General features: G+C 42.8%; 16 protein-coding genes and 2 pseudogenes. 9 read left to right on the forward strand and 9 right to left on the reverse strand.

What is annotated here, in order from left to right; genetic code table 11:
- Window positions 1-57: 57 nt before the first annotated feature.
- The gene (locus ACTG2T_RS07000) at window positions 58-630 is read right to left on the reverse strand and encodes a hypothetical protein (RefSeq protein ID WP_128313342.1); all 573 of its coding nucleotides are present in this window, start codon (window positions 628-630) and stop codon (window positions 58-60) included.
- Window positions 631-748: 118 nt separating this feature from the next.
- On the opposite strand from ACTG2T_RS07000, the gene ACTG2T_RS07005 reads away from it, so the two are divergent.
- The 3 genes and pseudogenes from ACTG2T_RS07005 to ACTG2T_RS07015 all read left to right on the forward strand — a co-directional run bounded on the left by ACTG2T_RS07005 (window position 749) and on the right by ACTG2T_RS07015 (window position 2,289).
- A complete protein-coding gene (locus ACTG2T_RS07005) occupies window positions 749-955 on the forward strand; it encodes a helix-turn-helix domain-containing protein (RefSeq protein WP_005895552.1) in 207 nt (68 codons plus the stop codon).
- A gap of 455 nt (window positions 956-1,410) precedes the next feature.
- Window positions 1,411-1,644 (forward strand): annotated as a pseudogene (locus ACTG2T_RS07010) (DUF4172 domain-containing protein); the annotation flags it as partial.
- A gap of 66 nt (window positions 1,645-1,710) precedes the next feature.
- Window positions 1,711-2,289 (forward strand): Fic family protein, encoded by a 579-nt coding sequence (locus ACTG2T_RS07015; RefSeq protein WP_236749320.1) that lies wholly within the window; start codon window positions 1,711-1,713, stop codon window positions 2,287-2,289.
- A gap of 598 nt (window positions 2,290-2,887) precedes the next feature.
- On the opposite strand, the gene ACTG2T_RS07020 is transcribed toward ACTG2T_RS07015, so the two are convergent.
- The 3 genes from ACTG2T_RS07020 to ACTG2T_RS07030 form a co-directional block, all read right to left on the reverse strand.
- Window positions 2,888-3,295 carry an H-NS family histone-like protein gene (locus tag ACTG2T_RS07020; RefSeq protein WP_330125698.1) on the reverse strand — a complete coding sequence of 136 codons (408 nt, stop codon included), beginning with the start codon at window positions 3,293-3,295 and terminating at the stop codon, window positions 2,888-2,890.
- 787 nt (window positions 3,296-4,082) lie between these two features.
- Entirely contained in the window at window positions 4,083-4,382 is a 300-nt protein-coding gene (locus tag ACTG2T_RS07025; protein ID WP_053288698.1) for a hypothetical protein, read from the reverse strand.
- Between the two features lie 114 nt (window positions 4,383-4,496).
- Window positions 4,497-4,688 (reverse strand): hypothetical protein, encoded by a 192-nt coding sequence (locus ACTG2T_RS07030; RefSeq protein ID WP_330125697.1) that lies wholly within the window; start codon window positions 4,686-4,688, stop codon window positions 4,497-4,499.
- A gap of 110 nt (window positions 4,689-4,798) precedes the next feature.
- Between ACTG2T_RS07030 and ACTG2T_RS07035 the strand changes: the two genes are divergently transcribed.
- Window positions 4,799-5,251 carry an antitoxin Xre/MbcA/ParS toxin-binding domain-containing protein gene (locus tag ACTG2T_RS07035; RefSeq protein WP_439973822.1) on the forward strand — a complete coding sequence of 151 codons (453 nt, stop codon included), beginning with the start codon at window positions 4,799-4,801 and terminating at the stop codon, window positions 5,249-5,251.
- Between the two features lie 475 nt (window positions 5,252-5,726).
- On the opposite strand, the gene ACTG2T_RS07040 is transcribed toward ACTG2T_RS07035, so the two are convergent.
- The 4 genes from ACTG2T_RS07040 to ACTG2T_RS07055 form a co-directional block, all read right to left on the reverse strand.
- Window positions 5,727-6,107 (reverse strand): diacylglycerol kinase, encoded by a 381-nt coding sequence (locus tag ACTG2T_RS07040; RefSeq protein ID WP_103252529.1) that lies wholly within the window; start codon window positions 6,105-6,107, stop codon window positions 5,727-5,729.
- 117 nt (window positions 6,108-6,224) lie between these two features.
- A complete protein-coding gene (locus tag ACTG2T_RS07045; RefSeq protein WP_330125695.1) occupies window positions 6,225-7,850 on the reverse strand; it encodes an MCR-3-related phosphoethanolamine--lipid A transferase in 1,626 nt (541 codons plus the stop codon).
- Between the two features lie 66 nt (window positions 7,851-7,916).
- Window positions 7,917-9,539 carry an MCR-3 family phosphoethanolamine--lipid A transferase gene (gene mcr-3, locus ACTG2T_RS07050; protein WP_330125694.1) on the reverse strand — a complete coding sequence of 541 codons (1,623 nt, stop codon included), beginning with the start codon at window positions 9,537-9,539 and terminating at the stop codon, window positions 7,917-7,919.
- A 205-nt stretch (window positions 9,540-9,744) separates the two neighbouring features.
- Window positions 9,745-10,179, reverse strand: coding sequence for an EamA family transporter (locus tag ACTG2T_RS07055; protein WP_330125693.1), 435 nt, complete (start codon window positions 10,177-10,179; stop codon window positions 9,745-9,747).
- A 134-nt stretch (window positions 10,180-10,313) separates the two neighbouring features.
- Here ACTG2T_RS07055 and ACTG2T_RS07060 point away from each other — a divergent pair, with 134 nt between their 5' ends.
- On the forward strand, window positions 10,314-11,099 hold the full coding sequence (locus ACTG2T_RS07060; protein ID WP_113721948.1) for a COG4705 family protein: 786 nt from the start codon (window positions 10,314-10,316) through the stop codon (window positions 11,097-11,099).
- Window positions 11,100-11,214: 115 nt separating this feature from the next.
- The gene (locus tag ACTG2T_RS07065; protein WP_330125692.1) at window positions 11,215-12,000 is read left to right on the forward strand and encodes a COG4705 family protein; all 786 of its coding nucleotides are present in this window, start codon (window positions 11,215-11,217) and stop codon (window positions 11,998-12,000) included.
- A gap of 114 nt (window positions 12,001-12,114) precedes the next feature.
- Here ACTG2T_RS07065 and ACTG2T_RS07070 read toward each other — a convergent pair.
- Window positions 12,115-12,795 (reverse strand): annotated as a pseudogene (locus tag ACTG2T_RS07070) (IS1595 family transposase); the annotation flags it as partial.
- A 380-nt stretch (window positions 12,796-13,175) separates the two neighbouring features.
- Here ACTG2T_RS07070 and ACTG2T_RS07075 point away from each other — a divergent pair.
- From ACTG2T_RS07075 to ACTG2T_RS07085, 3 genes are all read left to right on the forward strand, one after another.
- A complete protein-coding gene (locus ACTG2T_RS07075) occupies window positions 13,176-13,499 on the forward strand; it encodes a hypothetical protein (RefSeq protein ID WP_021140715.1) in 324 nt (107 codons plus the stop codon).
- Window positions 13,500-13,690: 191 nt separating this feature from the next.
- The gene (locus ACTG2T_RS07080) at window positions 13,691-14,377 is read left to right on the forward strand and encodes a heavy metal response regulator transcription factor (RefSeq protein WP_021140716.1); all 687 of its coding nucleotides are present in this window, start codon (window positions 13,691-13,693) and stop codon (window positions 14,375-14,377) included.
- A complete protein-coding gene (locus tag ACTG2T_RS07085) occupies window positions 14,367-15,722 on the forward strand; it encodes a heavy metal sensor histidine kinase (protein ID WP_118854327.1) in 1,356 nt (451 codons plus the stop codon). Before ACTG2T_RS07080 ends, ACTG2T_RS07085 begins: the two co-directional genes overlap by 11 nt.
- The last annotated feature ends 224 nt before the right edge of the window (window positions 15,723-15,946 follow it).

Raw genomic sequence — 15,946 nt, forward strand, 5'->3', positions numbered from 1 at the left:
GGCTTGAAATTACTAGCCCTTTGATTCTGAGACACGTCTATCGATTCTGGCCGTTCATCAAGAGGCACTTCTAAACGCAATCAACCCCCTCAAAAGCCTCTCCACGGCCTCCAGCCTGCCCCGCAAATCGCGTTTCTCTGCAACGGTATTGCTGATGGCACTTTCAATCGCTGGATCCAATATGGAGAAGTCCACTCTTAATTGCTGGTACTCAGCGAGCATTGAATCACATTCCTGCAACCCCTTACGGTAGTGCTGTGCTCTTGCGATCAGCCCTTCCAGGACGGATTCATACGTTTCCGACTTACGCTCCTTACCCGATTCCGTTACAAGCGCACAAGGCCCAATAAATTCCTCTTTGAAATGCACTTCATCGAACTTGGGAGTCCTGATGAAATGAGAACAGCGCTTCCCATCATCAACATGCTTCCTTTTTAGAAGTCCCTGATTTACGAGCTTGATCAGATGCCGATAAATGAAGGTATAACGATAACGCCGCTGACCTATCTGCGATTCTGCTTTGTCACCAAAAATGGCATTTACAAATCCTATCGCAGTGAAGTCATCCATCTGCCATCGAATGAGTGCGGTGTAGAGCGCGGTTGGTAACCACACGGTCTGGGAGCTCATAAGTAATCCTGGGCCTCGAACGAAAACACTTAGTGGAAATCTAAACTCGTTTGCGGATTATAATCCGTGGTCGTTAGCCAGACAACCAGAGATAGTGCTCGCCAGCGAGAGGCGAGACATGCAAGAGCTAGCAAAAAAATTTGGTGATGCTGTACGTGATAGACGGCTTCAATTGGGCGTATCGCAAGATGCACTCGCATATGCGGCCGAAATTGATAGAAGCTACGTAGGACGAATTGAGCGTGGTGAGGTCAATGTCACCCTGGAAAAGGCTTATCGTCTTGCCAGGGTTATGGGGTGTGACATTCGCGATCTGCTGCCATAGATATATTTGCCAAATAATTATCTCTTTACCCAGATAAAACTAAATTTCCCTATAATTATTCACAGTGATGGCATAGCGAGTACCATCAGGCATATGAGTGAGCAGACCTAAGGGCATCTGCGTGTGCGTGGCTTCATGCAGCGCAAGCTGCAAGCTCCCAAAAAGCATTCGAAACGAAAACGAGCTCCCGCCTTGTCTATCTACTGGTTGCTGTAGCGCCACACAGCAGCAATAAATCCAGTTTTTCATTAGCTCCGGTCTGAGATTTTCAGCCTGGATCTCCATCCTCATCACCAGCTCTACCAGCTCTACCAGCTCTACCAGCTCTACCAGCTCTACCAGCTCTACCAGCTCTGCTGTTCTGCTGCATGTGTTATATTCGGCTCAAACATTGAGCCGAATGATGGGCTGGGTCGGCTCATTATTGAGACCCTAGCACGTTGGATGAGGAAATAATGGAACCATTTTGGATTTGGCAACAAGCTGATTGGCCCCATTTTCGTTGGCAGGATAGCGAGATATTGCCCAGATTACGGCATGCTCAACGCAGGCTGGGAATGCTAATAGGTAGTCATTCCAGATTGGGGAACTCCGACCAAACGTTGGATACGTTACTGGCTAACATCATCTCCTCATCCGCTATTGAGGGTGAGCGTCTCAATGCCCAATCCGTGCGTTCCTCCTTGGCTAGGCGGTTAGGGGGATCAGAAACTCCGTCCTATCCCGTGTCAGATCGCTCAGAGGGGCTCGCGGCCATGATGCTGGACGCCATCGACAATCATGGACAGCCATTGACGATTGAGCGGCTTTACCAATGGCATCGTTGGCTGTTCCCCGCCAACGAATGGTCGGTGCAGCCAGTGAACGTAGGGCAGTTGCGAGGAGATGAGCCGATGCAGGTTGTCTCTGGGCGTGTTGATCGCCCCACCGTGCATTTTGAGGCACCGCCCAGAGCAACACTGGACGATCAACTGGCCGAGTTCATCCCCTGGTTTAACCAGACTCGGCATGACCCCACGATGGATCCCCTTCTTCGTGCGGCAATCATCCATTTCTGGTTCGTGACCCTGCATCCCGTTGATGATGGTAATGGGCGGCTCACGCGGGCATTGACCGATCTCGCGCTGTCACAGGCTGACAGCCAAAGTATCCGGCTGTATGCCATGTCAGTTGCAATTCTCGAACGGCGGGATCACTACTATCGGGCGCTTGAGTCAGCGCAGAGGGGCCCGCTAGGGAAGGTGCTAACAAGTCACTTGGCACAAAAACACACCATTCTAAGGAAGGTGCGAATAAGTCATATGGCACGAGAGCATTTACTGGTAACCCATTGATATTAAATGATTAAAATTTTCATTTTTTGTTCGTGGGATACTTGTTCGCACTTTCCCTAAATTATTGATATTAAATGGCTAAACTTTTTAGTTTTGGCACATAGGGTACTTATTCGCACCTTCCCTAGTTGTTCACATACATTCATCTGGCGTTCATGATCTTGCCCTGTTATCAGATCTGCTTGCACACCGAGGGAGTTTGAACAAGCTTCGCCACAGGGTGTTATTTTCATTTGGTAGATAAAATCTGCGATTAACGTACCAATGACGATCTTTAGTTAAATATTGACACCATGATGAGTACCGTCAGGCATATGAACGAATAAACTTAACCGACAGTCATGGCTCTCAACTGATTTTTTGAGCGACAACAAACTATCGAGAACATCGGGATCTATTGCAGGAACATCACCTGTACCGAGATTTGAAAGCAATTTGGTTATACTGAGACGTACCAGTTGTTATTCGGCAAGAGCCTTGGCTCTCTGGACAACCTCGGGTGATTCGGATGAGATGATGTCCTTTAATGTTCTCCCCATACGGGCTCCTACTAAAAACAGAATGAAAGGCCCACGCAATACTGCATGGGCTATCAGTATTAGATCAGGAAATCTTCCAGCGCTTTACCACCTTCAACAGCTGCCGCGATAGCTTTAGGCATACGACCCTGACCAGTCCAGGTCTTCTCCTGACCATCCTCGGTATAGCGGTATTTTGCTGGACGAGGAGTGCGTTTCGCTTTAGCTGAACCGTCAGCCTTCGCCGGAGCGGCAGTACCAACAAGCTCACTCGGATCGATGCCAGCCTCTTTCAGCATCTCGGTGAACTCAGCCAGTTTTTGCAGACGCTCGGCAGACTCCTCCCTCAATTTAGTTTCTTGCTGCTCACGCTCTGCATAAATCTCGTCAAATTTCTCTTTAGCCTCGATCAACTGCTCAAATGACAACTCACGCAATGCAGCTCGCAGACTACGGATATTCAATAAAATTTTCAAAAAATCGTTCATTTTTATCCTCATGTATCACATTTTTATATCAATGAAATTATCTCTCAACCCCAGTATTAGCACCACTGTTTTTGGCACCAAGATGATTATAGAAATAGCATTATTCAAAAAGACGTGAGCGAAATCGCGTTTGGATCTGCTTGGTGAGCGAGCTCCAATCTTATATGAAACTGTGCAGCTAATAAATTAATATAGGTGGTAGTGAGCGTTGAGACCACCTCACCAGATGAGCCGATGAACGATCTTGATCGGCTCACGAAATGAGCCGATAGGACAATATCATTGGCTCACAGAATGAGTCGATGATAAGAAATTTTAGATTTGCCCCTTGAGGATCCAGACACTTCGCCCCTCTTAACTTAAGAGGTAGTCTTGGATGACTAGGCCACTACACATCCATGTCTCCAGAAAGCAAAAAACCCCGCAACGAGGCAGGGTTTCAGCATTTTTTTCAACTTCGCACTCAGGGTAGCGACTCTCCCTTGTTTCAACTTCGCACTTAGGGTAGCGACTCTCCCTATGTCTTGATCCTATGACAAGGTGAAGCCGTTAGTCAACAGTCACAGGTAACCACTTCGATTTCGGGTTCAAGGTGGCCCCCCCAACGACTCCTTCGTGGCAACGAGAACCTTTTGGTTCCTGATTGCTAAGTATGCAACTTTATAACTTAGTGTGACTCTTTATTACTTGACGTGAAACAGCCTCAAAAAAATCTTTCATATTAGCGGTATTGCAGATGATAAGAAACATTTCTCTCCACACAAACTAGAGTATGGGAGTATATTACTCATATTATTTCCCTATTAGAATAATCACGCCCAAATGTGTCTGGGTTTGCAGCCTCATAGTCATCGTCAAACATATGTTCCCCGCGATGCATCTCCCTCATTGTTGCGAGTATACCGAAAAAACACATTTCACACAGATGCACCTTATAACGTTCACCATCGTGACGGGAACCATAGCCAAAATCCGCCGATAACGAGCCGTATTGGTTGGTTCCAAAATTCGTTTTTGTACTACGACCACAGACATCACAGAGAATGTCAACGACCTGTTCTGTTGGCACAATTTCTTTTACGAGCATGCTAAGATCCTTATTTAAGGCTTTATGAAAACTATAATATCTTCTGCTTTTGATGTGGGAGTAACCTGGGCTGGCTATTTATCACTGGCATAACCAGTATTGAACTCTCATTTGTTATTTTTGGATGTCTTTGCACTCAAATTTTGGAGGTGTTTTCCAACTTGTAACGCGCCCGCTGCGTTTGTTGATCCTGCGGTATTCATTCCCCAACAGGATTTCCCATTCAGAGCCGTTCTCCGATAGAACCTGAAAAGTAGTCCCAAGCTCAATGCCTAAACCTGGTTCAGTACAGACCAACTCGGTCATCAGTCCTCCTCAATGCAGGGGCATTCTGTGTTAATGTTCCACTCAACATGACAGTTTGGGGTAGGATAGCTCATGAGAGGTCGTGTTTGTACAATGAGGAATGCTACATGATGCCCTATGCAACCTATCATCCTAGTAGTGACGCAGCTAATACGAACTGTCTCCTGGAAGCTCTTGGTATTCCTCGTGACCCACTAGGAGCACATCAATGGATCGTGGCTGGCGTAGCACCGGACATACTCTATCGGTTCGCTGAATTGATGAAGACTGATGTGGGGATGGTTTGCCAGTGGGTGGGTATTAGCCGGAGTACACTGGCCCGCAAGCTGCGGATTACAGCCCCCCTATCAATATCGCAGGGTGCCAGGGTATACGGAGTTGCACAGGCTCTCGATGTGGTTCTCGCCTTTCACAGGAACGATACCGTCAAGACACTGTCTTGGTTAAACCGCACAGCCTGGGGCCTAGGTGGTGTAGCCCCAGCTAAGTTGTTGGCTACACAAATGGGGGTTCAGGCTGTTGTCGATCTGGTGGGACGGATTCAGCATGGGGTGTGCCTATAAATTTAGGCAGCCTGTGGCGTCATCTTTCAGTTCAAAAAAACATCACGACAGTTTTTTTGCAAATTTTTTCATTTTAGCCACTTGAAAAATTCTGAAAACTGTCCATTTACTAATTATGAGAACAAAAGACTTTTTTAAACATTCCGCTGCTTCGCAGCGAAGATAAACCAGTTTCACTACTTCCCCACATACTATTTTATTAGAAGCGACACTCGCATTAGCATTGCAAACATGTCAAACGTTTAATACGCAGGTTCAAACCTCATGTTGTCATTACTTAACTAAGTGTCAATTCTCGTATGAGTAGAATCAAGACAGAAAAACAGCCATAATAAAATATGGTTATTTTCGCACCTATGGTGCGGGCTAAACAGACAAAAGTTCCACCTTATAATTAGCATCTATTGTTTTTCATTAAACAGCCACAATTTATGGTGGCTGCCATGAATAATTAAAAATATTATTGATGATAACACTACCACCAGGCTAATAAATTACGCCCTGTCAATGCACCCCACACTATGGCATTCAACATCAGAGCAATGAAGACAGCCGCAGAGCCCATGTCTTTAGCTCGACCAGAAAGCTCATGATGCTCTGACCCTATTCTGTCTACTACTGCTTCAATAGCTGAGTTCAGGATCTCTACAATCACAACCAGCCAACTTATAACCATTAGGAGTAGTATTTGATTTAAACCATCTCCGACAAAAAACGCCAGAGGCATCAACAGCACAATGAGTAGCAGTTCCTGACGAAAAGCCGCTTCATGTCTCCAAGCTGAAGAAAGCCCCTTCATACTATAATTGGTGGCATGAATGATTCGGGTAATTCCAGTTGCACCAGGCTTTGCCATTTTAGCTTCCTCTTTCTGATTTGCCCGTTAAAAATTTCAACCATGAAATACACGGACAATAGTAATAAACCTATTATTTAACAGATTATTGGGGGCCTGAGCCCCCAATAATGTAATTTATTGAACATTACGACATTGACTGAAAATATCTAGACCCTTTTCGTAAACTGATGTTTTGACGTCCCAGATACCCAATACAGATGAGAAAATATTATCGTGTGAGTAACGAGTATCAGCGGCTTTCTGCTGCAAACACGCCATATCAACGCCTTTCTCTTTGGTAAATCCAGGTGACATCCACACCTGCATAGGAACACGGGTCTGATCATCCGGTGCAAACTTGTACGGTGTACCGTGTAGGTAAAGCCCTAATGCTCCCAGTGATTCACCATGATCGGAGACGTAGAGCAACGCGGTGTTGTACTTATCTTCGTAGGTTTTCAACTTGGCAATCATCTCTCCAATCACGAAATCGGTGTAGCGGATGGTGTTGTCATAGGTGTTGGTGAGCTCTTCATCTGTGCAGTTTTCAATATCACTGCGTGGACAGTCAGGGGTGAACTGACGATGAGCATCAGGGTAGCGCTTGTAGTAGGTTGGGCCATGGCTACCTATCAGGTGGAAGCCAACCAGCTTATCCCCTTTCATTTGAGCAATTTCACTATCGAGGTCTTGAAGGACAACCTCGTCATAGCATGTGTTTTTATCGCAGAACTTAGGGTGATCCTTTGGTTCGATTTCGATGTTAGGTACTCGGTCGCAGACGCCTTTGCAGCCTCCATCGTTCTCCTTCCAAAAAATGGAGATCCCCGTTTTTTGCAACACATCTAGCAGGCCCTCGCTATTGCGAGCGCGATTATCATCAAACTCCTTTCTCCCCATATTGGAGAACATGCAGGGGACGGATACAGCGGTTGCTGTCCCGCAGGAGCGGACATCGTTAAAGGAGATCACACCACCAGACTTACTTGTGAATGGGTTGGTATCTTTCTCATAGCCATTCATTGAAAAGTTCTTACCACGAGCAGTCTCACCAACAACCAGGAACATCAATGTTGGTTTGTCCTTTTTCGTAACCCGTGTGGCATCATCACCTAAAGTAACAAAAGGGATGGGCTCTGCCATATAGCGTCTATACAGGTACTTACTGGTGCTATACATGAAGTTAGCTGGAACGATTTCACGATTTAGAGTCTGATTGTTACGACCAATTGATGCGTAATCTTGGTAGTACAAGGCAGCAATTATCCCAACTATTACCAAAGAGAAAAACATAGATAACAATCGCTGGGCGATACCTTTGTACCAGGTAGATGCATACTCAATTTTCACAAAAAATATCAATGCTGCGGGTAAAAAACCGGTCAAAAGAACCCAGATTATTATTGGAGCGTTAACGTATGCAAATGCTTCGCTTTGGTTTGTTTCAAATATATTCTGGATCATATCACCATCAAACAACACACGATATTTCATCATGGTGTAACTGGCGATAGAACCTGTAACAAACAGGAATGCAAAGAACGGCTTCATCAGAAAGCGGATCGAGAATGGCATGAAGACGAAGTTTAATGCGGCAACAAGTAGGAATGGGATTGAAACTACAAACCCTATTTTAAAGTGCTCGATGTTAGACAATATGTCATAGAAATGGAGCAGAACGGGCCAGTTCAGCAAAAATGCGAAGACCAAAGCCAATAGCAGTACAAATGGAACAACTTTTATTCTGACAGCTGAAAACATAATAATTACCTGTTAAACGTCTATTTCTATAAAAACCACTTCATTAAAATATCCACGATTCGCAACTCAATTATTCCGACATTGCTTAAAGATATCTAATTCTTGTTTGTAGATAGCCGTCTTCACATCCCATATTCCCAGGACAGAAGAAAATATGTTGTCATGAGAATAGCGATTGGCTGCGGCATTTTTCTGCAAACATTCCATATTCATGCCTTTTTCTTTGATGAAACCAGGTGACATCCACACCTGCATAGGTACGCGGGTCTGATCATCCGGTGCAAATTTGTACGGTGTACCGTGCAGGTAAAGCCCCATAGCTCCCAGTGATTCACCATGATCGGAGACGTAGAGCAACGCGGTGTTGTACTTATCTTCGTAGGTTTTCAACTTGGCAATCATCTCTGCAATCACGAAATCGGTGTAGCGGATGGTGTTGTCATAGGTGTTGGTAAGCTCTTCATCTGTGCAGTTTTCAATATCACTGCGTGGACAGTCAGGAGTGAACTGACGATGAGCATCAGGGTAGCGTTTGTAGTAGGTTGGGCCATGGCTACCTATCAGGTGGAAGCCAACCAGCTTATCCCCTTTCATTTGAGCAATTTCACTGTCGAGGTCTTGAAGGACAACCTCGTCATAGCATGTGTTTTTATCGCAGAACTTTGGGTAATCCTTCGGTTTGATCTCGATGTTAGGAACTCGGTCGCAGACGCCTTTGCAACCGCCATCATTCTCCTTCCAAAAAATGGAGACCCCCGTTTTCTGCAACACATCTAACAAGCCCTCGCTATTACGAGCGAGATTGTCATCAAACTCCTTTCTCCCCATATTGGAGAACATGCAGGGGACAGATACAGCGGTTGCAGTCCCACACGAACGAACATCATTGAAGGAGATCACGCCACCAGATTTACTGGTAAATGGATTGGTGTCTTTCTCATAGCCATTCATTGAGAAATTTTTACCACGAGCGGTTTCACCAACGACCAGAAACATCAACGTGGGCTTACTTTGATTAGTATCCCGTGTGGCATCATTACCTAAAGTTGTAAATGGGATTGGTTCAGCAAGATAACGATTGTAAACGTATTTAACGGTACTATTAACGAAATTGGCTGGAACAATTTCACGCTGGAGGTTTGAATTGTTGCGCCCCACTGACACATAATCTTGATAGTATAGTGCTGCAATAACCGCAATCACTATAAGTGATGCAAACATCGATAGGGCACGAGTTAGAATCCCTTTGAACCATTTTTCCTCATATTCAATTTCAACAAAGAAAAGTAAAATGGCAGGGATAAAGCCAGCAATAGTAACCCATCCTATAATTGGTAAGCTTAAATATGCTAACGCCTCATTTTGATTGGTTTCAAAAATATTCTGAATCATGTTTTGATCAAACAAGACTCTATACTTCATCATTGTGTAACTAACGATTGCACTAAGTGCGATCAGAAGTGCAAAAAAAGGCTTTATTAAATACCGTATCGAAAATGGAACAAATACAAAGTTAAGCGCTGCAACAAGCAATATTGGTAATGAAATGGCGAAACCAAACTTAAAGTCTTCTAATTTGTAAAGGATTTCGTAAAAATGGAGAACGCCACGCCAGTTCAGCATAAATGCAAAATACAGTGCCAAAAAAAATATAAGCGGAACAATTTTTATTTTTATAAGGGAAGGCATACTTACTCCATTAATAGCCCAACAATCACTTTCTAACGAGACATCTTGTCTTTATGTTGAAAATGAATGGTAACAAAGCTGTACGTGAGCTTAATTGGCATTTTGTCATTTACTGATAAAAATGTGATCTTAATCACAAATGTCTTATCCGAAATGATACACAGCTAAAATTAAGGAAGTCTTAAGATGCGCTTCGTTCAGCTTTCTATCGCTTGAAAGCCAATAGCAAGACACCGCCAGCGATCATGCCAATGCCCAACCATTCTCTGATCGATGGCCGTTCACCAAGGAAAGTGAAAGCAAAAATTGCAACCAGGACAAGGCTGAGCTTGTCTACTGGGGCAACCTTAAAAGCCTCACCAATCTTTAGTGCTCGAAAGTAACAGACCCAAGAAGCGCCTGTTGCTAAACCTGACAGAGTAAGGAAAATCCAAGTTTTTGGTGTTAGACCAAAAGGGTTGGCCCACTTCCCTGTGTAAGCAATAAATGCCGATAAAACAACGATGATCACTCCTGTGCGGATCAAAGTTGCAAGGTCAGAATCAACACCCTCCACCCCTACCTTCGCAAAAATTGCAGTCAGAGCAGCAAAAATTGCAGACAAGAAAGCCCAGTAAAACCACCCAGTTTGTGAGTCCATTTGACACTCCACGATTCGCTACGCATCAATGTTAAATTTTTTCGCATGGCGCCATCCAGCTTAAGTGTTTCTTAATAAATCCCTGACACTCTTTCATGGACGGCGATTCGTCTAACCAAAGGATAGGGTGAACTATGCATAGCAACACCGATAACATCGTAAGCAAGGTGCCAGAAATCACACTGGCCTTTTGGATGATTAAAATTTTAGCAACAACGCTTGGTGAGACAGGCGGAGATGCGTTATCGATGTCGATGGATCTAGGCTACCTGGTGAGTACAGCAATTTTTGCAGTCATTTTTTTTGTTGCTGTCAGTGCTCAGATATCCGCTAAGTCTTATAACCCTACGCTGTATTGGGTCACGATCATCGCAACCACCACGGTGGGTACAACGTTGGCTGACTTTGCAGACCGTTCTTTGGGAATTGGTTATGCAGGTGGTTCGACCATACTCTTCCTTTTGTTACTTGGTTCCTTTGGGGTGTGGTATCGAGCGCAAGGAGAGATATCATCCAGTGTAATTTCGTCACCCAGAACAGAAATGTTCTACTGGATCACCATCATGTTTTCACAAACCCTTGGTACAGCCTTGGGTGACTGGACTGCCGATGATGCCGGATTCGGGTATGCAGGGAGTTCCGTTGTATTCGGTGGCATGTTGCTTGCCATAGTCGCAGCCTACTTATGGACTAAGATCTCTCGTACATTCTTGTTTTGGGCTGCCTTTATTATCACACGCCCCCTTGGCGCTGTTGTTGGAGACTTCCTGGATAAGCCATTGAGCAAAGGTGGGTTGGAACTTAGCCGCTATTCCGCCTCAGCTGCATTACTATTAGCAATTGCTGTGCTGGTATTCATATCAAGTACAAGAAGCAAACAAAACAGTACTGTAGCATTGGATTTAGATACTGATAACTAAGTGCATGAAATTATAGCGTTGGAGCAGAGTCATATGTTACATATGCCTGCTCCAATTATAGTTAGTAAAAATAGATAGTGGTGATTTATAGTAGGCACGATAAATAGGTAATCATATGAATAATATCAATGTGTCGGCAAAGGGTTTATTTAATAAGGTTCCAGAAGTAACAATGGCTTTCTGGATTATTAAAATGATGTCCACTACCGTTGGGGAAACGGCAGCTGATTATTTGATATTTAACATGAGGCTTGGGCTAACAGTTACATCTATTATCATGGGGGGGATTTTAGTCATTACCTTGGTGATGCAACTTCACTCTAATAAATATGTCCCATGGAAGTATTGGTTAGCAGTAGTGCTTGTTAGTATCTTTGGCACCTTGGTCACTGATAACCTAACAGATCAAGTTGGCGTTCCATTGGAAGTTTCAACAATCGTTTTTACAATTATTCTTCTTGCTACATTTTGGCTCTGGCACTCCCAGGAAAAGACTTTATCAATACGGTCTATCGATACACCTAAGCGGGAGTTGTTTTACTGGAGTGCTATATTGGTGACTTTTGCGCTGGGAACCGCTGCGGGTGATTGGGTCTCAGAGGGTATGGATATAGGATACATGAATTCAGTCTTTTTGTTTGGGGGACTCATATTTATCATATATACAGCCTACTTGATTTTAAAAACGAACGTCGTTTTAACCTTTTGGATTATTTATGTTTTAACTCGCCCGCTGGGTGCTTCTATAGGCGATTTGTTGTCACAATCTGAAAAAAATGGTGGGTTTGGATTTGGGGTGACAAGCACTAGCATCGTATTCTTTGTATTTATTTTCGTTCTTGTTTTGTATCAATCATATAAAGTATACATAAGCAATAAAATGAATCAAAATAGTTTATAGAAGATTAATCAAACGTCACTAAGGGAAGGTGCGAATAAGTCATATGGCACGAGAGCATTTACTGGTAACCCATTGATATTAAATGACTAAAATTTTCATTTTTTGTTCTTGGGATACTTGTTCGCACTTTCCCTTGACCGCTTTGAAACAGGCCAATCCATCGGATATCACCGCGCTACCACTGGCAATATGCCGTTTTGCCCAATCAGCAACGGACTTGGTTTTGAAACCATCGACCACCGTCATCCGCATCTTGATTGGATGTCCTTCCTTGTTCAGAGCCACTGCTGCCACAAACGGCGTCTTGCCTGCCGCGCCCCGACCCCGTTTGCCACCACGGCGCTCGCCACCTCAGTAGACATCATCGAGCTGAATGATGCCGCTGATGGGCTGCTTGTCATCGGACTCTTTCATGGCTTGCAGCAGCTTGTGCTTGAGCATCCAGGCGGTGTCATATTTGACGCCCAACTGGCGCTTTAGCTCCATCGCTGACAAGCCTGTTTTGGTTTGTGACAACAGGTGCATTGCCAGAAACCACTTGGTCAGTGGGAGCTTGGTGTTTGCGAAAATCGTGTTTCCAGTCAATGACATCTGGTGACGGCAGTGATTGCATTGCAGCACGCGTGGCCGACTTTTCAGGCGACAGCAGGTCTTGTTGGCGCACTCAGGACAGATGAAACCGTTCGGAAAACGCCAAGCAAGCAGCGCGTTTTCGCACTGCGCTTCAGTGCCATAGTCCTTGAAAAAATCAAACAGGCTGTAGCCTTTCTGGAATTGGACTTTGCTTTTGGCCATGATCTCGTACCTCAGTAACTGTACGTAAGATCAGTATAGCTCGTGGTGACTGCTAATCATGGGTAATCAGGAAAAGTTTAGCCATTTAATATCAATAATTTAGAATGGTGTGTTTTTGTGCCAAGTGACTTGTTAGCACCTTCCCTAACAACATTGCAATAAATTTCATCATGCCATGCCCCTTAAGATATATTCAAAATATGGAAAACCAGGTGGTGTAAAATCATCTCTCATACCCCAATAGGGTGAATCATACATACTTGCCCTCTTAAAGATCTATATCCTTACGGTAATGTAATCTTGCTGACAGCAGCATGTAATGTTGATTGTATATAGTGATTAGCGATAACCGTGCAATAACAACGAAATGAGGTAATCCAATGAAAATCAAGACCATCTTAGCTGCGCTCACCATGTTGATTAGTAGTTCAGCGGCTTTCGCTAATGCCCCAATGCCTTTCGATCTTAGAGCAGGGCATGGAGTAGTCTATGTAGAATGGAAAATATCTGCATTGCCTACTGACTCCGTGGACGTATCCACCCCCGATGGCACGAAACTGGGCGTTGTGAAGGCTCTCCCTGGTAAGACCAAGCAGTTAACACTTCCTTCTGATAAAAATATTACAGAAGTTATCGTGGACTATAAAGGAACCATTCATAACGTCTCTCTCCCGCATGGTATGGGAAGCGGTAGTAACCGTTAAGATCTTCCACATGTAAAAAACGGCCAGCTTATGCTGGCCGTTTTTTAAACATTAAAAATAATCATTCTATATTTTATAATTTCGATATAACCTTCATTGAAACTCTTGATGCAGCTGGATTTTTTTTATTTTTTAGTGTATGTAGTAGCATAGACTACTGACTATCTTAATACTGCATATTGGAGAACATAATGAATATTTTAGTTGTTGAAGATGAGCCAAAGATAGGTGAGTATTTAAAGAAAGGACTCACTGAGTCAGGCTACATTGTTACTCTCGCCACAAATGGAATTGATGGTCGCTTTTATATACTTAGCCATGAATTTGACTTAATAATACTAGATATTATGTTACCTGGGATTAACGGATGGCAGCTTCTTGAGGAAATTAGAAATATAAACATTCAAGTACCTGTCATGTTCCTGACGGCAAAAGATGGTGTCGGAGATAGAGTAAAGGGGCTAGAGTCTGGAGCTGATGATTATCTTTCAAAACCATTTGCATTCACTGAACTACTAGCCAGAATAAAAAACCTTCTTAGGCGATCCAAAGACAATCATATTGAAGAGGTTATATCAATTTCAGATTTGATTATAAACATCAAATCAAGAACAGTTAAGCGGTCGGGTAAAAAACTACATCTCACCCCTAAAGAATATCTATTACTTGAGTTATTAGCTCGGCGGCATGGTGAAGTATTACCTCGCTCATTAATTGCCTCTTTGGTATGGGATATGAATTTTGACAGCGATACAAATGTAATAGATGTTGCAATCAGAAGATTAAGAGCCAAGGTTGATGATGATTATCAAATAAAATTAATTCATACTATTCGAGGAATGGGATATAAATTAGAAGGTGCTGGCGATGAAGAGTAACATGCCTATAACTATACGTGCTATGCTTTTTGTTTCTGTCGCCATAACGATCAGTATGATTTCCTTGTTATTTTTGGTAGAGACATCTATCAAAAATCATTTCTTAGACCTTGATAATGAAACGATAGATAACAAAACGATTATTATCGAGCAGTTTTCAAAGCGCATAGATGCAGTTCAAAGAATTATCAATTGGGATACAATCAATCCTGACTCTAACTTTTATATCGAGATATTAAAAGATGGTAAAAATATATATAGGAGTAAACGAGACAGCTTTAATTTGAGAAAGTTCAGCAATACACTAATTCATGTATCTGAAACTGACACTTCCGCTCCACATAAATATCTCAGTAAAAACATTAATTTTAAAAAAAATGATAACTCCTATTCAGTTGTGTTCTATTTAGACTCAAGTATTCACTCTCATTTTTTGTCTGACTTTAGGATGCAGCTATTAATCATAGTCTTTGGTGTTTGGGCGATCATAATATTGTCTACATACTTGGGTATAAGGCAAGGCCACAAACCTATTTATATATTAAGCAAACATATGTCGACTATTCAGGCTGAACAGTTGAACTCAACATTAGAACCCAACCAATATCCGAGAGAGTTAAGGGAGTTGGTTGACTCATTCAATACCATGCTATCTAAACTAAACAATAGTTTCGTTAAGTTATCTGATTTTTCAGATGATGTAGCGCATGAACTAAGAACCCCATTAACCAATATAATCATGCAGGCTCAAGTTGGGTTAAATCAAGACAGGAGCATCTCCGAATATAAAGAGTTCCTATATTCAATTCTGGAAGAGCTTGAGCGTTTGGCAAAGATGGTTAGCGATATGCTGTGGATTGCCAGGTCAGACAAAGGTTTGATTTCTGCAAATAAAGAATTTTTAGATTCAGAGAATGAACTTTCTTCTATTTTAGATTTCTTTATGTATTTAGCAGAAGAAAAAAGCCTTACGTTTAACGTTGCAAATACTAATAAGCTTGTATTTGCTGACAAAATAATGTTTCGTCGTTCGATATCCAATCTGATATCTAACGCAATAAAATACTCAGAGAGTAACTCTGTCATTAGCATCTCGATATCAAACGATGAAGGAAATAATTCTATTGTTGAAATAAAGAACAAATGCAAAGGTATATCTTACGATGACTCTTTGAGAATGTTTGACCGATTTTATAGGGCAGATTTATCAAGATCTAGCAATAACGATAGTGTCGGACTGGGTCTATCGATTGTTAAATCGATAACCGAAGTTAATGGAGGGAAGGCATGGAACAAATTAAGTGGTGATTATATTTCATTTTATTTATTATTCCCAGCCAAATAGCTTTTAGGGAAAGTGCGAACAAGTATCCCACGAACAAAAAATGAAAATTTTAGTCATTTAATATCAATGGGTTACCAGTAAATGCTCTCGTGCCATATGACTTATTCGCACCTTCCTTAGATGCTGTAGACAACTCATTTTCTCTCAGCACCACGTCCTGTACTCACTCACCCAATAAGTCACACTATCTGAGTGATGCGGTATTTTTTACTTAATATTAAGTA

This window comes from Aeromonas sp. 75A (assembly GCF_051919425.1).
Lineage (GTDB): Bacteria > Pseudomonadota > Gammaproteobacteria > Enterobacterales > Aeromonadaceae > Aeromonas > Aeromonas veronii.